This window comes from Dactylosporangium sp. NPDC051541 (genome assembly GCF_044454505.1).
GTDB lineage: Bacteria > Actinomycetota > Actinomycetes > Mycobacteriales > Micromonosporaceae > Dactylosporangium.
Map to the genome: position 1 here is coordinate 181,257 of NZ_JBITDU010000011.1, position 19,352 is coordinate 200,608.

Genomic DNA, 19,352 nt, shown 5'->3' on the forward strand with positions numbered 1-19,352 from the left:
AAACCGACCGTGCCGGGCGTCCGTGGTTTGCCGGGATCGGGTTTCGAATTTGTTCGGTACTTGGTCGGGGATGTGCGGTCGTCGCCATTGCGCATTGATAACCGTCTCACTACAGTGAGCGCACTACTGGCATGTGAAACGTTTTAATGAAACGTTTCACACAACAAGGGAGCTCCCGCCATGCCCCCGAGCAAGCAACGAACACGCGCGGCCGCCACCGCGCTCATCACCGCCGCGGCGCTCGTCATCGTGGCGCCACCGACACAAGCCCAGGCCGCGACCCCCGTGGCCCTGACCGGCTCGCACTGGATCTGGTACCCCGAAGGCGATCCCCACGTCAGCGTGCCCGCCGGGTACCGCTACTTCCGCAAGACGTTCACCGTCGCGGCCGGCAGTGTCAGCGACGCGCAGCTGGTCGTCACCGGTGACGACACGGTCGACGTCTGGCTGAACGGCAAGCCCCTCGCCGGGTCGCAGCGGGTGACGGACTCGTGGAAGAGCGCCGTGTACGTCGATCTGCAGAGCGCGCTCACCAGCGGTACCAACACCATTGCTCTGGCTTCTCGAAACACCACCGCCGGACCGGCCGGTGTGCTCGGGCACGTGCACGTCACCACCAGCGGCGGCACCGCCGATCTGGTCACCGACGCCAGCTGGAAGACGGCCCAGAGCGCCCCGACCGGCTGGGAGCAGCCCGGGTTCGGCGACGGCGGGTGGGCCGCCGCGCTCGACCTCGGCCTCTACGGCGCCGCACCGTGGAACAGCTCCGTGGTGCTGCCCGACACCGCCGCCGCCTCACCGCTGAGCGTGGCCAGTGCGACAGTCGAGCACGCGGTCAACCCGCTCGGCATCGACGCGGCCCAGCCCCGCTTCGGCTGGAAGCTGGCCGGGGCGGCCGGACAGGGGGCCTATCAGCTGCAGGTCTCCACCAGCAGCGGCAACACCGCGGACGTCTGGGACAGCGGCCGGGTGGCGTCGAGCAGCCAGGTGGAGGTCGTCTACGGCGGGCCGGCGCTGGGCAGCCTGCGGAAGTACTTCTGGCGCGTGCGGGCCTGGGACACGCAGGGCCGGACCGGCGCCTGGAGCGCGACCCAGTCGTTCGAGACCGCCCTGCGCGCGCCGGCCACCGAGTGGACCGGAGACTTCATCGGCCAGCCGGCCGTCAACGCCGACGTCTCCGGAGCGACCTGGATCTGGTACCCCGAAGGCGACCCCGCCACCGAAGCGCCCGCGGCCACCCGGTACTTCCGCCGCACGCTCACCCTGAGCAGCGCGCCCGCCGGCGCCACCCTCGTCGTCACCGGCGACGACACGGCCGACGTCTGGGTCGACGGCGTCCAGGTCAGCTCCTCGCCGCGGGTCACCGACTCGTGGAAGCGGGCGGCCACGATCGACCTCGGCGGGCGGCTCACGGCCGGCACCAACACGATCGCCATCGCCGGGCTGAACACCACGGTGTCGCCGGCCGGGATGATCGCCAAGCTCTTCCTCCCGGGCCAGACGGTCAGCACCGACACCGCCTGGAAGGCGTTCAACAGCGCACCGAGCGGCTGGAACACGACCGGCTTCAACGACTCCGGCTGGCCCGCGGCCAAGGCCCTGGCCACCTACGGCAGCGGCCCGTGGGGCTCCAACGTGGTCGTGAGCAAGCCCTCGCCGCTGCTGCGCAAGGGCTTCACGGTGAGCAAGGCGGTCGCGTCGGCGCGCCTGCTGACCACCGCGCTCGGCCTGCACGAGACCCGGCTCAACGGGGCGAAGGTCGGCAACGACGTCCTGGCGCCGGGGTGGACCGACTACAACAAGCGGCTGCAGTACAAGGAGTACGACGTCACCGGGCAGATCCGCCAGGGCGCCAACGCGCTCGGCGCCTACGTCGGCAACGGGTGGTACTCCGGGAACGTCGGCTTCGCGGGCACCGCCATTTACGGGACGCAGCCTTGGTACTCCGCGCAGCTGCTCATCACCTTCACCGACGGCACCACGCAGACCGTCAGGACCGACAACACCTGGAAGGTGACGACGGGTCCGATCCGGGCGGACGACCTCTACGGCGGCGAGTCCTACGACGCCCGCGCGGCCATCGCCGGCTGGGACGGCCCCACGTTCAACGACAGCGCCTGGCCGGCCGTCGCCGTGCGCAGCGGCACCAAGCCCAATTTGGTCGCCCAGGTCGACAACGGGGTGACCGTGCAGCAGGAGTTCCGCCCGGTCGCCATCACCCAGCCGCAGAGCGGGGTGTGGGTGCTCGACCTCGGCCAGAACTTCACCGGCTGGGACCGCCTCACGATGAGCGCACCGGCCGGGACGACGGTGCAGATCCGCCACGCCGAGGTCCTCAACCCCGACGGAACGATCTACACCGCCAACCTGCGGGGGGCGGCGGCCACGGACCGGTACACCTTCAGCGGCTCCGGCACCGAGACCTACGAGCCGCGGTTCACCGTGCACGGATACCGGTACGTGGAGCTGACGGGCCTCCCGGCCGGCTTCACCCCGACCGCGGACACGCTCACCGGCCGCGCGGCCTGGCAGACCGGCGCCCAGACGGGCACGTTCACCACGTCCAACGCGATGCTCAACCAGCTCGCGAAGAACATCCTGTGGGGCGAGCGCGACAACATGCTGACGATCCCCACCGACTGCCCGCAGCGCGACGAGCGGCTCGGCTGGACCGGCGACATCGCCGCGTTCGTGGCCACGTCGACGTTCAACCTCGACGTGCACGGTTTCCTCGACAAGTTCACCGACGACCTGGTCGACGCCCAGCACGCCGACGGCGCCTTCACCGATGTCGCGCCGGGCGTGTCGGCCGGCGCCGGGACCGCGGGCTGGGGCGACGCCGGGGTGATCGTGCCCTACACCGTGTGGCAGCGGTACGGGGACATCAAGGTGGTCAACGATCACTTCGACGCCATGGCCCGGTGGGTCGACTACCTGAAGAACACCTCGGGCGCCGACCTGATCCGCAACCAGACCACCTACGGCGACTGGCTCAACGTCAACGACAACACGGCGCAGGACGTCGTCTCGACGGCGTTCTTCGCGTGGTCGGCCCGGCTGGTGTCCCGCATGGCCGCCGCCACCGGCCGCACCGCCCAGGCGACGTCCTACGGCCAGCTCGCCGACCAGGTCGCGGCCGCGTTCACGAACCGGTTCGTGGCCGCCGACGGTACCGTCAGCGGCAACACCCAGACCGGCTACGTCCTCGCCCTCGCGTTCGGTCTCCTGCCCGCCAACCGCGTCCAGGCGGCGGCGGACAAGCTGGCCGCGAAGGTCAACGCCACCGGCGGCCACCTGTCGGTCGGCTTCCTGGGCGTCGAGAACCTGCTGCCGGTGCTGGCCGCCAACGGTCACGCCGACACCGCGTACACGATCCTGACCCAGCCCGGCTTCCCCGGCTGGGGCTACCAGATCGCCAAGGGCGCCACCACGATCTGGGAGCGCTGGGACGGCATCAGGACCGACGGCACCTTCAACGACCCCGGCATGAACTCCTTCAACCACTACGGCCTGGGCTCGGTCGGCGACTTCCTGTACCGCCAGGTCGGCGGCGTCGCCCCGGCCGCACCCGGCTACAGCGCCCTGACCGTCGCCCCGATCCCGGGCGGCGGCCTGACCTCGGCCAAGTCGTCGTACGACACGCCGTACGGCAGCGCGGTCAGCGACTGGTCCATCGCCGGCGGCACGCTCACGCTGCGGGTGACGGTCCCGGCCGGCGCCACGGCCACGGTCAAGGTCCCCACCTCGAACGCCGCCTCCATCAATGCCCCCGCCCAGGCCGTCCCGTCGGGAACGGCAACCTACTACCTCCCGTCCGGCTCGTACACGTTCACGGCTACCGCATAAGGGTTTGCCGCGGGACACTCAGCCGATGAGTGTCCCGCGGCTTATCAATGGTGCGAAGCTCCCGGCCACAACACCTCCGCCATTGACCGGTCCGTGGTCCCCGACCGACACCCGAATCGACGACGCGACCCTGGTGCCGCTCCCGCCGGGCCAGCACGCTCCCGAGGACGTTGCGGTCACTTCAGACGGAAGCCTTTTCACTGGTACTGCCGAAGGCCTGGTCTGGCGCCATGACTCCAACGGCTTCACCCAGGTAGCCGACACGGGCGGCCGTCCCCTGGGGATCGAATGCGACAGCCGCGACGACTCCCTGATCATCTGCGACGCGTACCGCGGCCTGCTCCGCCTGTCCGCCGACGGCGCCCTGCGGGAGCTGACCAGCGCGGGCATCCTCTTCTGCAACAACGCCGCCATAGCCGCCGACGGCACCGTCTTCTTCAGCGACTCCTCCAACCGCTTCCCGCTGTCCCACTGGCGCCGCGACCTGCTGGAGCACCGCCCGAACGGCCGTGTCCTGGCCTTCGACCCGGCGTCCGGCACCACCCGGGTCGTGGCGACGGACCTGTACTTCCCCAACGGGGTGGCGCTGACGCCGGACGAGTCCGCGCTGCTGGTCTGCGAGACGGTCGCGCACCGCCTGACCCGGATCGCCCTGCCCTCCGGCGCGGCCACGGTGCTGGCCGACCTGCCGGCCTACCCGGACAACATGTCGTCGGTGGGGGACGGGACGTTCTGGATCGCCCTGGCCAGCCCGCGGGTCGCGATCGCGGAGCGGCTGCTGCCGTACCCCGGCATCCGGAAAGTCGTCGCGGCCCTGCCGGTCTGGATGCAGCCACAGCCGGGCAAGCACACGATCGCCGCACAAGTGGACGCGGCCGGCTCGGTACTGCGCACATTGCACAGTCCGGCCGGCCGCTATCCGATGCTGACCGGCGTCCGCCAGTCCGGTGAGACGTTGTGGTTCGGCAGCCTCACCGAGCGGGCCCTCGCGTGGGTCCCGCTCGGTGAACCGGCTCACGGCGTGTAGCCGAGGATGATGGCGACGGTGCCGAGCGTGGCCATCAGCAGGGTCGTGCCGGGGTGCATGCCGATCGAGATGCGGATGTCACGCTTGCGGTACACCAGCCAGACGGCCGGGAACAGGAAGACCAGCTTCGACAGGACCGTCCACGGCGCCCAGAAGTGGTAGACCGAGAACAGCACCGTGTTGAGGACCGGCGCCTTCCACCGCAGGTGGGCGATGCGGGGCAGCAGGAAGCCGCGGAAGTACAGCTCCTCGATCAACGGCAGCGAGAACCCGGTCAGCGGCAGGCTGATCAGCATGGTGACGACGACACTCGTGTGCGAATACCCGTCGAGGTACGTGGTGGCGCTCCCCCCGGCCCCCTCGAACGGAATCCACGTGAAGAAGTGCTCGAACACGAAACTGTCCAACGGCGTCAGCGCCAGTGACACGACCGTCATCCAGACGATCAGCCCGGCGATCAGCGCCGTGATCTTCCCCCGCGAGATCGGCCGCCCCGTGTAGGCGACCACCCCCCGCAACGAGAACCGCCCGTTGCGCTGCTTACCCAGCCACAACAGCCCGCCCATCACCGGCGTGAGCACCACGACCAGCGCGATCGCCCAGGCGAAGAAGATCGGATAGTGGATGGCCTTCACGAACGGCGCGGCGATGACCTCGTAGGCGGCCACGATCAGCGCGCCGGGCACCAGGTGCAGCGCGGTCGTCAGGGGCAGTGAGTGCCGGTCGGCGAGCAGGAGGCGGGCGATACGGCCCGGCCCGGCGGTCGGCGTCGAAGCGGCGGTGGTGGCGGCGGCGGTGTGGACCTGTGTGGTTGTCATGCCGCAAAGCATCGACGCCCGTGCGGACACAGCCCTGTCACGCCACTGACACCGCCGGAAGCCGAGTCCGCCTCTCACCGCCGACGGTGTCAGGTCGAAAGGTCGTACAGGGTGGTGCCGCCGATCGTCGTGGCTGTGTAGTTGGCCTGGACCCAGGCGGCGATCTCGGCGCTGACGCTGCTGCCGCCGTTGCTCTGGCCGCCGACGCCGGAGCCGCCGATGAAGTAGTGGATCTTGCCGTCCCGCGCGTACTGCTGGAACTGCGCCAGGCTCGGCGCCGGGTCGCTGCCGTTGAAGCCGCCGATCGCCATCACCGGGAGTTCGGTGGCCAGCTGGTAGCCGGAGGCGTTGTTCGAGCCGACCGCGGCGGCGACCCACGTGTACTGCGAGCTGTCCTGCCGCAGCGCCGCCACCACGTCGCCGCTCGGGGTCGTGGCGTTGAGCAGGCCGCCCAGGCCGCCCCCGCCCCCACCGCCGCCGAAGCCACCGCCCCGGGTGCCCTGGAAGCCGCCGCCGCCGGGGAAGCCGCGGCCGCCGAAGCCGCCACCGACGGACGGGCCGGCGGTGACGATGGAGCCGGTGTGGGCGGTCGCGGCCGTGTTCACCGAGTATGCGACCGGCCCGCCCAGCACCGCGAACAGGGCCAGCGCGGCGGCGGCCAGGCGGAGGGTGCGGCCCAGCTGCTGGCTGAGCAGGATGCCGGCCGCGCCCAGGGCCCCGGCGATCAGGACGGCGACGCGCAGCCACGGGTGGAAGTCGGCGGCCCGGTTGAGCAGGATGTAGGACCAGACGGCGGTGATGGCGACCGTGCCGCCCAGGATGAGCAGCGCGTAGAGGTCGGCGCGGCGCCGCCAGAGGGTCGCCACGCCCATGCCGACCAGGGCGCCGAGGGCCGGGGCCAGGGCCACCGTGTAGTAGTCGTGGAAGATGCCCTGCATGTAGCTGAAGACCAGCGTGGTGGTGACCAGCCAGCCGCCCCAGATGACGTACGCGGCCAGTCGCCGCCGGCCGACCACGTCTTCGCCCGCGTCGCCTGTGTCGCCTGATGTGCGGGCCGAGAAGATCAGGCCGGCGACGGTGAGGATCAGCGCGGCCGGGAGCAGCCACGACGCCTGGCCGCCGGTGGAGCCGTCGAGGAGGCGGGACCAGCCGGTCTCGCCCCAGCCGCCGCCCGCGCCGCCGCCACCTCCACCGCCGACGCTGCCGGTCTCGTTGCCGGTGAGCCGGCCGAAGCCGTTGTACCCGAGGGTGAGCTCCAGGATCGAGTTGGTCTGTGAGCCGCCGACGTACGGGCGCCAGGAGGCCGGGGTCAGCGACACGATCGCGACCCACCAGCCGGCCGACACGATGACGGCCGCGCCGGCCGCGAGGAGCTGGACGAGGCGGCGGACCCAGCCGGTCGGGGCGAACAGGAGGTATGCGAGGGCGAATGCCGGTACCACCAGAAGCGCTTGCAGCATTTTGGTGAGGAACCCGAAGCCGACCATGGAACCCGCGAAGAGCAGCCACCAGGTGCTGCCCCGCTCGATCGCCCGCAGCACGCCGTAGACGCCGGCCACCAGCAGCAGCATGAGCAGCGCGTCGGGGTTGTTGAACCGGAACATCAAGGTGGCCACCGGGGTGCCGGCGAGCACCGCACCGGCGAGGAGCCCGGCGGCCGGGCCGTGCCAGCGGCGCACGGTGAGGTACAGCAGCCACACCGTCGCCACCCCGATGAGCGCCTGCGGGGCGAGGACGCTCCACGAGCTCAGCCCGAAGATCCGCACGGACAGGCCGGTGACCCACAGCGCGGCCGGCGTCTTGTCGACGGTGATGAAGTTCGAGGCGTCGGAGGAGCCGAAGAACCACGCCTTCCAGCTGTCCCCGCCGGCCTGGGCGGCGGCCGCGTAGAACGCGTTGCCCCAGCCGGAGGCACTGAGGTTCCACAGGTAGAGCAGGCCGGTGGCCAGCAGGAGGGCGAACAGAGCGGGGCGCACCCAGCCGTCCCGCGCCCGGGTTGGGGCCTCGGTGGCGGCCGGGAGGACGACCGGAGGGGTCAGCGTGGCTGTCATGGTCATTACGCTGCGGCCGGACGCTTCCGGCCGCGTCCGAGCAGCCTGTGCCCCAGCTGTGAGTCAGGCCCAGTTCGGCGCCCGGCGCTCCTGGAACGCGGCGATCCCCTCGGCCAGCTCGGCCTCGTCCTGCGCCGGAACCGGCAGATCGCCCAGCACCGCCTTCGCGGCCCGCAGCGTCAACCGCGACCGGGCGGCGATGGTCGCGGCCAGGTCGTCGACGGCGGCCGACAGCAGGTCATCGGGCACGAGCCGGTCGATGAGACCGAAGTCGAGCGCTTCAGAAGCTTCGAACAGCTCGCCGGTGTACAGCAAGAGCTTCGCCTTCGCCGGGCCGATCAGGGCGGCCAGGCGCCGGGTCGTGGCGGGCGGATACACGATGCCGAGCTTGGCCGGGGTCACCCCGAAGCGCGCCGACGCCCCGGCGACCCGCAGATCGCAGGCGACCGCGAGCTGGCAGCCGCCGCCGACGCAGAAGCCGTCGATCCGGGCGATCGTCGGCTTCGGAAACTCGGCGAGGGCCCGCTCGGCGGCGACGGCCAGGCTCTCGTCGCCGGCCCGGGCGATCGCCGCCGCCTCGGTGATGTCGGCGCCCGCACAGAAGGTGCCGCCGGCCCCGGCCACGATCAGCACCCGGTTCGCCCGGTCCTTGGCCAGGACCTCGAGCAGCCCCGGCAGCGCGGCCCACATCGCGGCGGTCATCGCGTTGCGCTTCGCGGGGTTGGTGATGACGAGGGTGGCGAGCGGGCCGTCCTGGGTGAGGACGAGCTCGCCGGTCACCATTCGTGCACGGGGACGTTCGAGTGCATCCTCGGAAGGTACTCCGCCAGCAGCTTGCGCATGGTGTCGTCGCGCTCCACGGGCCCGTTGCCCTCGATCGCGTGGGCGGCCTCGACCAGCCAGGAAGCGCCGTTGCGGTGGGCCAGGCAGCGGTGCTCGATGATGCCGAGGAGCCGGTCACGCTGGACGGGGTCCACCCCCCACTCGTCGAGTCCTTCGTGGGCCATCGGGAGCAGGCGTCGCAGTACCAACTCCGTAACCGGCACCGAGCCCAGCCCCGGCCAGAACACCGACGCCTCAATGCCGTGCCGGGCGGCGGTGTGGAAGTTCTCCTCGGCCGCCCCGAACGACATCTGCGTCCACACCGGCCGCTCCTGCCCGGCCAGCTTGTGCACGAGCCCGAAGTAGAACGCGGCGTTGGCCATGCTGTCCACGACCGTCGGCCCCGCGGGCAGCACCCGGTTTTCGACCCGGACGTGCGGCCGGCCGTCGACGACGTCGTAGATCGGCCGGTTCCAGCGGTAGATGGTGCCGTTGTGCAGTTTGAGCTCCCCGAGCCGCGGCGCCTCCCCGCGGTCGAGCATCGCGATCGGGTCCTCGTCCTCGCAGATGGGCAGGAGCGACGGGAAGTACCGCGCGTTCTCCTCGAACAGGTCGAAGATCGAGGTGATCCAGCGCTCCCCGAACCACACCCGCGGCCGCACCCCTTGGCTCTTGAGCTCCTCCGCCCGCGTGTCGGTGGCCTGCTCGAACAGCGGGATCCGGGTCTCGCGCCACAGCTCCTGGCCGAACAGGTACGGCGAGTTGGCGGCCAGCGCGACCTGGACGGCGGCGATGGCCTGGGCCGCGTTCCAGTAGGCCGCGAACTGCTGCGGCAGCACCTGCAGATGGAACTGCACGCTGGTGCAGGCGGCCTCGGGCGCGATGGAGTCACACCGCACATGCAGCCGCTCGACCCCATCGATGGCGATCATGAGGTCCTCGCCGCGGACCGCGAAAATCTGTTCGTTCAGCAGGGCGTACCGCGGATTCGCCGACAACACATCCGGTGTGAGCTGGTCGCGGCGCAGCGTCGGCAAAATCCCGATCATCGCCAGCCGGGTGCCGACCTGGGCCGCATGCTCCTCGGCGGCGTTGAGGCTCTTGCGCACCTGCGCCTCGAACCGGGCCAGCCCGTCACCGGCCAGCCGCTGCGGCGGCACGTTGATCTCGATGTTGAACTGCCCCAGCTCGGTCACGAACGCCGGGTCGGCCATGGCATCGAGCACCCGCTGATTGCGCAGCGCCGGATCGTAGCGCTCGTCGACGAGGTTGAGCTCGATCTCGAGCCCGCTCATCCCGTCACCGGCCTCGAACGCGGTCTCGTCCAGCATCCGCGCGAACGCGTCCAGGCACCGGTGCACTTTGTCGCGGTAACGAGTCCGGTCCTCCCGGCTGAACACCGTCGACTCGACGTCTTTGCCCATGGGCTGGCACCTCCACGCGCCGGGGGGAGACCGTGCCCTCTGGCATACCACGAAGCGCCCTTTTTTACTCCTGCCCGATCGGCCGCAGCCCGAGATACCGCAGCGCGCCGGCGATGTCGTCGCGCTCCGGCAGCCCGCCGAGGAACGCCGACCAGGTCCCGCGGTCGCGTTGCCAGGCGGCCAGGAACTTCACGCAGCGCTCGGGTGTGATCTCGGCCAGGGCCTCGCGGGAGGCTTTCAGGGAGGCGCGCACGTCGGCCCGGGCCGAGCGCCCGTCGATGTCGGCGATGAGGTCCGCCCGCAGGGCCAGGTAGCCGCGCCAGAAGTCCAGTTCGAAGGCGTCGGCCAGGTCGCGGCGGTCGTCGAGCAGCGCGTAGAGGCCCTCGGCCAGGCAGTCGCCGAACTCCTGCTCCCGGGCCCGGGCCGGGCGGTCGAACGGGTCGTAGCGGCGCTGCTCGGCCTGGCCGCTCAGGGCGACCCGGCCCGCGCGGATGTCGTCGAACAGGAAGAACCAGTCCTCGTTGTACACGTTCGGGAAGTGTGAGCCGCAGCCGGCCGGGACCAGGAGCGCACCGCCGCCGATGAACGTGTCCTGGCGCTCCCCGGCGGCCCGGCGGGCGTGGTAGACGACGGAGTTGTCGGGGTAGCCGGTGTTCTCCAGCCCGACGGCGTCGTAGTTTCGCAGCAGGCCGGCCGCGGCGCGGACGTCATCGGCCGAGGTGACGATGTCGTCGTCGAGGAACAGCACCGTGCGCCACGGCAACATATGGGCGACCGCGAGGCCCAGGTTGCGCTTCATGCTGGTGTCCGGGGGGAAGACGGTCGGCACCGTGTCGCCGGAGCGCGGCGACGGAAGCCGCCGCAGCAGCGCGTCGGTCTCCAGGACGGGGAGCCGGGCCCGCGGCGGCACATCGACGGCGATCACCCGGGCGCCGGCCGCGCGCGCCTCCCGGACCGCCGGGGTCGCGTTGCTCCATCGGCTGCACAACACCAGGAGCAGGCATTTGAGGTCGGTCGCGAGCTCGATCGCGGCGGCCAGGGAGCTGACCGGGCGGTTGGTCGGCACGACTATCGCATCGACGTCGGCCGGGGTGGCGTGCGCCGGCCGGAGCAGCTGGCGATGCGAAAAATGACGGGGCGGACCGCCGGATGGTGCCGCCTCCACGCGTCGCCCTCCCGCACTCCCCCGGCCGTGTGAGAGGTACTTTACGGCTCGTTCAGGCGGACTGTCACAGCCGCTCAGGGAGACACCGGCGGCCACTCGTGCAGCCGGTTGTGCGGATCGGTCCAGTCCGGCACGGTCACCACGCCGGCGACGATCTCGACCCGCGACACCAGGCTGAAGGTGCTCGCGTCGCCGAAGCGGCCGTGCAGGTAGCGGTAGTTGTTGTCGCGCCAGTCGACGTCGGTCAGCGCGCGGACGATGCCGTGGGTGCCGCGGCCGTACATCCCGTTGAAGATCGTCACCGTGAAGCCCGGCCGGCTGAACGGGTTGGGCGCCCGGCACAGGTGGGCCACGTCCTCGCGCAGCGTGAGCCGGCCGTCCTCCTCCTTGAGCACGGGCACCAGCGTGCGCTTCGCCCCGTCGTCGTCCACCACTTCGAACGCGCCCGCGTCGATGCCTTCACGCGGCACCTGGGCCACCGGCAGCCGCAGCCGGTCGAGCAGCTGGCGGGTGAGCGTGTTCCAGTCGACGCCGCCGAGCAGCATCAGATGGGAGTCCAGGTCCCGGCGGTCGATCTGGTTGACGAGCTTGTAGCGGATCGGGTTGTCCGGGTTGACCTGGCGCAGATAGCTGTACAACTCGAAGAGGGCGTCGATGTCGGCGAAGTTGTACATCTCGACGTGGTCAGGGTCCAGGGGGTCGGCGTACTCCTTGGCCGCCCGCATGTGCACCGGCAGCTGGGCGCAGACGACGGTGAGCAGCTCGCCGGCCGGGAACCGCAGCGGGTTGACCACCGCCTCGACCAGCCCCAGCTCGATGCGCAGCCGGGCGTGGTGGCCGCGCTCCTCCTCGGTCAGCTCGGCCGGGTCGAGCAGCCGCGTGTCGCCGTCGGCGAAGGAGCGGGCGGTGCAGAACAGCAGGGCGTACTTCGCCAGGTGCTCGGCCTTGGGGACGTCCCGCTTCTTCTCGCTCTCCCACGCGGAGATGCTCGGCACGCTCACCCCGAGGACCTTGGCGAGACGCCCCTGCGTCAGCTCGTGCTGAAGTCGGAGGTCGCGAACTCGCGCTCCGAGCTCGGCCGGGGACTCCATCCGCCCTCCTGTTCAGTCATATTCAGGACTGGTCGCGGACCGCGACGGCGCCGTCCAGGCGATGCGAACAGGACGTTGAGCCGGTAACACGACGGAATCGGCGACCATTGATTCAGGAATTCGCTGAATCCTAAACTATTACTCAGGAAAGGTCGAGGACCTTCAGGTCATCACTGAAATTCAGTCTTGTCGACTGAAACGAGGGGGGTCGGAGTGATGTCCACCGGACCGGTCCACCACACGAGAGATCCGCCCCGATTGATGCCCGACCGGCGCTGAGCGCGCCGGCCCGAGCAACAGAACGGGGCGCGCCCGGTTGCCGCCGGATGCGCCCCTACTTCTCGGCACTTCTCCGCTTCCAGGCCAAGGAGTAACCGATGGCTTCAACTTTAGCCTTCGCAGGTTCATGGGTAAATCACGGATTTGTCACCGCGGCCGGCGCCCAGGCGGGAGCCGACCCGCGCACGCCGGCGCTGCTGATCATCGGCGTGCTGGTGGTCGTGGTCCTGCTGCTGCAGGCGAGGATCAACTCGCTGCGGCAGGAGCGGTCCGCGCCGCCGGTCGTGGTCCGGGTGAGCGACGAGAGGAGCAAGGCGACCTGGCCGGTCATCATCACGGTGGTGTTCGCTATCCTCGCGATAATGGCCTGGCTGCTGGGTTGACGTTCAGCCGGGTTCAGCATGCACAGCAGGGACGGCACGAGGGGTTTCGGGCCGTCCCTGGCGCGGTTCTTCAGCGAATCTCAGCGTCGAGAGGAAGCCCTGCGAAGTGGGCGCTACGAGCGTTGCCGCGGCGGTGGTCGTCCGCACCGCGAACGACCAGGACCTGGAGCGTCTCGCCGACGCGCTGGGGCAGGTTCACTACTTCCGGCACCGCATCAGCCGGCAGCCGCGGCTCGGCAGTCTGCTGCTCGCGGAGGAGCCGGGCAGCCGGCGGATCCTCGGCGACGCGTTCGTCCGCACGATGCCGGCCGAGGAGTGGGAGCTGCGCGAGCGCCTGCCCAACGTGCCCATCCTCAGCCACGTCGAAGTGGTCCGGGACGCGCGCAACCAGGGCATCGGCACCGCCATGATCAGCGCGGCCGAGCAGCGGGTGGCCCGGCTCGGCCGGCGGCGGATCGCCCTCGGGGTGAACATGGACAACCCCGACGCCTACCGGCTGTACACCCGGCTCGGCTACGCCGAGTGGGACGGCGGCCCGATCAACGCGGTGGTGGAGCAGTTCGACCAGGACGGCCGCCGGCGCTTCAGCACGGAGAAGTGCCACGTCCTGGTCAAGAATCTGCTCGACTGACCGGTTCGGCCCTCGTCACCGGCACGTACGCTTCTGGGACGGCCCGGCCCCGGGCCGGCCGGCGCGACGGAAGCGAGCCCCGAGTGCAGCCCAGTGACCTGTCCGCCCGGGAGCCGCATGGGTAGGCGCGCACCGGCGCGAGGTCAGCTGCTGTCCCACACCGCTCTGCTGCAGTTCGGGGATCCGCCGGAGATCGTGCAGCGCCGGCTCGACGCGATCGTCGTGCCGAGCGCGCGGCCGGCGGCGCAGCTGGCCGCGGCCGCGGACCTGGCCTGGGAGCTCGCGGCGCCGCTGGTGGTGCTGGCCAGCCGCAAGGCCCGCCGGGACGAGATCCTGGCGGCGCTCGCGCATCCGGAGCGCACCGGCGACCTCATCGTCATCGACGCGCCGGAGACGCCGGTGGGCCCGGTGCCATACCTCGAGACGACCGACATGTTCGCCGGCACCGCGTTCGAGTACCGCACCGACGTGAGCCGCAAGCGCAACCTCGCGCTGCTGCTGGCCCGCACGGTCGGCTGGCGGCACGTCCTGTTCCTCGACGACGACATCGCCGTGCCCGACCCGGCCGACCTGCGCCGGGCCGTCGGGGCCCTGGACCACTACGACGCCGCCGGCCTCTACATCGACGGCTTCCCGGACAACTCGGTGGTCTGCCACGCCCGCCGCAGTGTCGGCGACCATCAGGGCACGTTCGTCGGCGGCGGCGCCCTGGCCGTGCCGGTCCACCGGGACGACGCGGCCTTCTTCCCCGACGTCTACAACGAGGACTGGCTGTTCCTCGTCGGCCCGCGGTCCCTGCGCCCGGTGTCGCTGATCGGTTCGGCCGTGCAGGGCCCGTACGACCCCTTCGCCGACCCCGACCGGGCGCGGCAGGAGGAGTTCGGCGACACGCTCGCCGAGGGCCTGTTCGCCCTGCTGAGCCGGCACGGCACCGTCCCCGACGCGCTCAACGACGGCTACTGGGTCGGCTTCCTGGGTCAGCGCCGGGCCCTCATCCGCGACCTGCTGCGCCGCACCGACACGCTCCCGCCGGGCGAGCACCGCGACCGCATCGTCGAGGCCCTCCGCGCCGCCCGCGGCCGCTCCTTCCTGATCGAGCCCCGCCAGTGCGTCCGGTTCCTGCTCGCCTGGCAGCGGGACCGCGTCCTGTGGCAGGAGGTCTCCCGGTCGCTGCCGACCGACCTCAACCTGGCCGAGGCCCTCGACCACTTCGGCCTGCGCGGCGCGGCTTCGGTCCGCCCGGCGGAGTCCCGCCCCTCCGTCCTGGACGCCGTCCGGCCCTCGGTCACGCGATGAGCCGCTGACCACAGTTGCAGGTCTCGAGAAACACCCACAAATGCGACACATCCTCGCGTACCGTCGCATCCATGGCGGGAACCGTGTTGCTCAAGATCGCAAATGTGAACCCCGCCAGCGTGCGCACCCACACCGACCGCGCTCTCTACGGCTCCATCGGGATCTTCATCGTCCTGTACGGCGTCTACGCGATCGTCGGCGCCGCGAGCTTCGTCGACGCCTCGTCCAACTACACGCACCCGTGGTGGCAGTGGCTGGTCGGCCCGCCGGTCGCCCTGGCCGTCATCGCCTACGACCGGGCCGTCGTCGGGCGGGTCGCCGTCAACTTCGAGCACCTCGAGTCGGCCGACCCCGACCAACTGCTCAAAAAGCGGACCCTGGGGTTGTACTGCGGCCGCATCGTTCTGGCCCTGTTGTTCGCGGTCGTCATCACCGAGCCCCTCATGCTGGCCCGATACAAGGGCGAGATCGACGCGTACCTCGGCACCGTGCACAACCGCCAGCTGATCCAGCTCGAGCAGGGCGGCGCCATCGCGGCCTTCCAGCACCAGGTCGACGGGCTGCGGGCCCAGGACGCGGCCGACGACACCGCCGTGGCCGACCTGCACAAGCTCGCCGCGGACAAGCGCAAGGAGTCCACCGCCGTCTACGACCAGGCCCTGGCCGACTCGCGGGCCGGCGGCGTGACCCAGCGGGCCGGCTGCCCGGCCGGCGGCTACTGCGACACCCTCGTGCAGCAGTCCCGCGCACTCATGGACGAGGCCACCCGGCTCGACGCCGAGGCCGCGGCCCTGCGCACGTCCCAGGAGCCGGGCCGCAAGTCCCGGGCCGACCAGGTCGCCTCGCTGCTGGCCCAGATCGCCGAGCAGCGCGCCGACAACCGCGCCTCGGTCGAGGCCGGGGCCGGCTTCGGCGCCCGCACGACCGCCATGTGGCACCTGGTGACCAGCGACTTCTGGGGCTTCGGCTTCTTCTACCTGGGCGTCGCCGCACTGCTGGTCTGCCTGGACTGCGCGGCCGTCTGGCTCAAGCTGGTCTCGCACGGCAACGGCTATGAGCGCACCGAGGCCCGCGAGGCCCGCCGCCAGGAGCTCTCGGCGACCAAGCGGCACGAGCAGGAACTGCTGGTCACCGAGCAGGCCCGGACCCTGGCCGGGGACGGCATGGAGACGGTGGTGGCGGAGCGGCGGCTCATGGACGCGGCGGTCAGCCGGGCCACCGAGCGGCTCATGGCTGAGCTGGAAGATCAGTCTCGGCTGGTTCGTTAGGACCTTTCTTGGCCCAATGTCTTGCTTTCGCCCCCGGGCACCGGGGCAGACTGGGCCGGTGCTCCCCCGCCTGCCCGAACGCACGTCGGTGCTGCCGCTCGTCGTCGGCATCGTCCTGGTCCTCGTAGGCGGGGTCGGCGTGGCCCGGATGGTGTGGGACCGGGCCGGCAGCGCCTCGGCCGAGGCCCCCGGCCCGGACCGGCTCGACCGCAACGCCCGGCGGGCCGATCGCGCGGCCGACCCGCGCACCGCCGACTGCGGCGGGGCCCCGCTGAGCGCGCCCCGGGAGCTGCGCGGCGTCTGGATCACCACGGTCGAGAACATCGACTGGCCCAGCAAGCCGGGGCTCCCCGCGGACCAGATCAAGCAGGAGTACCTGGGCTGGCTCGACCTGGCCCAGAAGCTGAACCTCAACGCGGTCTTCGTCCACGTCCGGCCCAGCGGTGACGCTCTGTGGCCGTCGGAGTACGCCCCCTGGTCCGAGTGGATCACCGGCGTGCGCGGCCAGGGCCCCGGCTTCGATTTGATGCAGTGGATGATCGACGAGACCCACCGCCGCAACCTGGAGTTCCACGCCTGGTTCAACCCGTATCGGGGCAGCCAGCCCGCCCCGGCCGGCGCCGGTTCCGACATCAACGCGCTCGCCGCGGACCACCCGCTGCGCAAGCACCCGGAATGGGCCGTCGTCTACCCCTCAGCCGGTACCACCGGAAGCCGTTTGCACTTCAACCCCGGCATCCCGGAGGCGCGCAAGTTCGTCGAGGACTCGATGCTGGAGGCGGTCCAGAAGTACGACGTCGACGGCGTCCACTTCGACGACTTCTTCTACCAGTACCCGGTGGCCAAACAGGACTTCCCCGACGACGGCGCGTTCCAGATCTACGGCCGCGGCAAGAGCAAGGCCGACTGGCGCCGCGACAACGTCAACCTGCTCGTCAAGGAGATGAGCCAGCGGATCAAGCAGATCAAGCCGTATGTGAAGTTCGGCATCAGCCCGTTCGGCATCTGGCGCAACGACGCCACCGACCCGGCCGGCTCCCCGACCCGCGGCCTGCAGAGCTACGACGAGGTCTACGCCGACACCCGCCTCTGGGTGCGCGAGCAGTGGCTGGACTACATCGTCCCGCAGCTGTACTGGAACATCGGCTTCGACGCCGCCGACTACGCGAAACTCCTGCCCTGGTGGGCCGACGTCGTCAAAACGACAAGGGTGCAGTTGTACATCGGGCAGGCCGACTACCGCGTGGGGCAGTCGGGCCCCTGGAGCGACCCGGCCGAGCTCGACCGCCAACTGGCCCTCAACCGCAAGTATCCCCAGGTCACCGGCAGCGTCCACTTCAGCGCCAAGAACCTGCGGGCCGACGCGCTGGGCGCGGTCAGCAAGTACGCCGGCCACTTCTACTCCACCCCGGCCCTCCCGCCGCTGATGAAGTGGCTGCCGAACAACGCCCCCGCCGCCCCGGCCGTCACGACCGCCGTCGAGGGCGGCGGCGTGAAGGTGACCTGGAAGGGCAAGGGCACGTCCTCAGCCGTCTACCGGGTCGCCGACGGCACCGCCAAACTGGTGGCCACGAAACGCGGCGGCGACGGCGACTACACCGGCCCGAAGGGCACCTACTGCGTCACCGAACTGGACCGCTCCTGGAACGAAAGCCCTCCCGCGGGGTGATCCTCACTCATCCGCCCCGTACCGAGGCTGTCGGCCATGACGAGCTTCATCTCGGACCAGGACTTCACCACCCCCGCCCACACCCGCGCCGCCGGCCCGCCGCCGTATCCTGATTTTTCCGATATTTCCTCTAGGCCTCGGCCGCGGACCCTCCCCCTCACGGTGATCTTCCTGGCCGCGGTCTGGCTGGTCGTCTCCGCGGTCCCGTTCGGCTACATCGGCGCGGGCCGCTACGACATGTTCTGGAACGACGCCGTCACCGGCATCACCCTCGCCGTCGTCACCGCGATCCGCCTGCTCAAACCGGGCGTGACCGGGTTCGCCGCGGTCACCGGGGGCCTGGCCGGCTGGCTCCTGATGGCGCCGCTGGTCCTGCAGTACGGCTGGTCCGCCTCAACCTGGAACGACGTGGCTCTGGGCCTGCTGATCCTCACGTGCGCCGCCATCGGCCCCGAACCACAGCCACGGTGAGCCCAGCTCCGCCGCTGGCCAGACGACCGTCCGGTCGGCGCTGCGCGGGTCATCGACCCGGCCGCTACGGTAGATGTCACCCCGGTTAGCCTCGGCCCGCCAGGACGGGCGAGGTCGAGCGCGACCCACATCCCGAGCTCGGCGGCGACCACCACCGGTTGCGCACGGCGACGGCGCGCGTCGCGGGCTGCCGACGAGCCTGGGCAGGGATTAGGGTGCACCGATGGAGCCCGTGCTGCACGGACCTCGCGACGGGGAAGGACCGGCGCCCCGGCTCGGTCCGGTCGGCCAGATCGCGGTGCTTTCCGACGTCCACGCCAACGTGCCGGCGCTGACCGCTGTGCTCGACGAGCCCGACGTTCGCGCCGCCGACTTCGTCGTCTTCTGCGGCGACCTCACCTGGGGGCCCGAGCCGCAGCGCACCGTCGAGCTCGTGCAGCGGCTCGGGGACCGGGCCGTGCTGGTGCGCGGCAACGCCGACCGCGCCGTCGTCGAGCTCGCCGGCGGACGCCGGGCGGCGCAGACGCCGCGTGACGCATGGATGCCGGGGCGGCATTCCGGGGAGGTCGTCGACTGGCTGGCCGGGTTTCACTTCACGGTGGTCGTCGATGTCGCCGGTCTCGGCCCCGTCCGATGCTGCCACGGCTCGCCGCGCAGCGACACCGAGATCCTCACGCCGGGAACACCCGCGCAGCGGCTCGCCGAGGTGCGCCTCCGCTTCGCCGAGCCGACACTCGTCAGCGGCCACTCGCACGTGCAGTTCGACCGTACCGTCGACGGCCTTCGCAGCGTCAACCCGGGCAGCGTCGGCCTGCCCTACCACGACGGGGAGCCGGGCACCGCGTACTGGGCGTTGCTCGGACCCGACGTCCGGCTACGACGCACCCGATACGACGTCGCGGCCGCGATCGAGCGTTGTCACGCCGTCGGCGACCCCGCCGCGGAGCGGATTGCAGGGCTGCTCACGGCGCCGCCGACGGTCGCGGAGCTGATCACGCACGCCGAGGCACTCAGGTTCTCCGACTGACGGTTGGATCACCGTCCAGCACCCATCACACAGTTCGCGCCAGAGCCGACTTCGGCACCCGTTTGTCGGCGAGAGTTCGGTGCC

General features: G+C 71.0%; 15 protein-coding genes. 9 read left to right on the top strand and 6 right to left on the bottom strand.

The features are described from left to right. Positions 1-180: 180 nt before the first annotated feature. Together ACIA8L_RS39110 and ACIA8L_RS39115 are read left to right on the top strand one after the other, a co-directional pair. Positions 181-3,846, top strand: a complete 3,666-nt coding sequence (locus tag ACIA8L_RS39110) for a family 78 glycoside hydrolase catalytic domain (protein ID WP_395912581.1) — start codon at positions 181-183, stop codon at positions 3,844-3,846. A gap of 25 nt (positions 3,847-3,871) precedes the next feature. Further along, on the top strand, positions 3,872-4,873 hold the full coding sequence (locus ACIA8L_RS39115) for an SMP-30/gluconolactonase/LRE family protein (protein ID WP_395912583.1): 1,002 nt from the start codon (positions 3,872-3,874) through the stop codon (positions 4,871-4,873). Here ACIA8L_RS39115 and ACIA8L_RS39120 read toward each other — a convergent pair. The 6 genes from ACIA8L_RS39120 to ACIA8L_RS39145 all read right to left on the bottom strand — a co-directional run bounded on the left by ACIA8L_RS39120 (position 4,861) and on the right by ACIA8L_RS39145 (position 12,244). Continuing rightward, positions 4,861-5,691, bottom strand: coding sequence for a lysostaphin resistance A-like protein (locus tag ACIA8L_RS39120; protein WP_395912585.1), 831 nt, complete (start codon positions 5,689-5,691; stop codon positions 4,861-4,863). The genes ACIA8L_RS39115 and ACIA8L_RS39120 overlap by 13 nt on opposite strands. An 89-nt stretch (positions 5,692-5,780) precedes the next feature. Beyond that, positions 5,781-7,742: a glycosyltransferase family 39 protein gene (locus tag ACIA8L_RS39125; RefSeq protein WP_395912587.1), complete on the bottom strand. Its 1,962-nt coding sequence runs from the start codon at positions 7,740-7,742 to the stop codon at positions 5,781-5,783. A gap of 63 nt (positions 7,743-7,805) precedes the next feature. Then, positions 7,806-8,525: an enoyl-CoA hydratase/isomerase family protein gene (locus ACIA8L_RS39130; protein ID WP_395912589.1), complete on the bottom strand. Its 720-nt coding sequence runs from the start codon at positions 8,523-8,525 to the stop codon at positions 7,806-7,808. Beyond that, the gene (locus ACIA8L_RS39135; RefSeq protein ID WP_395912591.1) at positions 8,519-9,988 is read right to left on the bottom strand and encodes a glutamate-cysteine ligase family protein; all 1,470 of its coding nucleotides are present in this window, start codon (positions 9,986-9,988) and stop codon (positions 8,519-8,521) included. The genes ACIA8L_RS39130 and ACIA8L_RS39135 overlap by 7 nt, the downstream gene beginning before the upstream one ends. 64 nt (positions 9,989-10,052) lie before the next feature. After that, complete coding sequence (locus ACIA8L_RS39140; RefSeq protein WP_395912593.1) at positions 10,053-11,054, bottom strand: hypothetical protein; 1,002 nt, start codon at positions 11,052-11,054, stop codon at positions 10,053-10,055. A gap of 173 nt (positions 11,055-11,227) precedes the next feature. Beyond that, positions 11,228-12,244 carry a helix-turn-helix domain-containing protein gene (locus tag ACIA8L_RS39145; RefSeq protein ID WP_395912595.1) on the bottom strand — a complete coding sequence of 339 codons (1,017 nt, stop codon included), beginning with the start codon at positions 12,242-12,244 and terminating at the stop codon, positions 11,228-11,230. Positions 12,245-12,621: 377 nt separating this feature from the next. On the opposite strand from ACIA8L_RS39145, the gene ACIA8L_RS39150 reads away from it, so the two are divergent. From ACIA8L_RS39150 to ACIA8L_RS39180, 7 genes are all read left to right on the top strand, one after another. Then, positions 12,622-12,906: a hypothetical protein gene (locus ACIA8L_RS39150; RefSeq protein ID WP_395912597.1), complete on the top strand. Its 285-nt coding sequence runs from the start codon at positions 12,622-12,624 to the stop codon at positions 12,904-12,906. A 106-nt stretch (positions 12,907-13,012) separates the two neighbouring features. Then, positions 13,013-13,537 carry a GNAT family N-acetyltransferase gene (locus ACIA8L_RS39155; RefSeq protein WP_395912599.1) on the top strand — a complete coding sequence of 175 codons (525 nt, stop codon included), beginning with the start codon at positions 13,013-13,015 and terminating at the stop codon, positions 13,535-13,537. Positions 13,538-13,654: 117 nt separating this feature from the next. Further along, positions 13,655-14,833, top strand: coding sequence for a hypothetical protein (locus ACIA8L_RS39160; protein WP_395912601.1), 1,179 nt, complete (start codon positions 13,655-13,657; stop codon positions 14,831-14,833). A 71-nt stretch (positions 14,834-14,904) separates the two neighbouring features. After that, a complete protein-coding gene (locus ACIA8L_RS39165) occupies positions 14,905-16,101 on the top strand; it encodes a DUF4407 domain-containing protein (protein WP_395912603.1) in 1,197 nt (398 codons plus the stop codon). 58 nt (positions 16,102-16,159) lie between these two features. After that, positions 16,160-17,770 carry a glycoside hydrolase family 10 protein gene (locus tag ACIA8L_RS39170; protein ID WP_395912604.1) on the top strand — a complete coding sequence of 537 codons (1,611 nt, stop codon included), beginning with the start codon at positions 16,160-16,162 and terminating at the stop codon, positions 17,768-17,770. Between the two features lie 36 nt (positions 17,771-17,806). Then, positions 17,807-18,241 (top strand): hypothetical protein, encoded by a 435-nt coding sequence (locus ACIA8L_RS39175; RefSeq protein WP_395912605.1) that lies wholly within the window; start codon positions 17,807-17,809, stop codon positions 18,239-18,241. A gap of 223 nt (positions 18,242-18,464) precedes the next feature. Continuing rightward, complete coding sequence (locus ACIA8L_RS39180) at positions 18,465-19,268, top strand: metallophosphoesterase family protein (RefSeq protein ID WP_395912607.1); 804 nt, start codon at positions 18,465-18,467, stop codon at positions 19,266-19,268. Positions 19,269-19,352 lie beyond the last annotated feature (84 nt).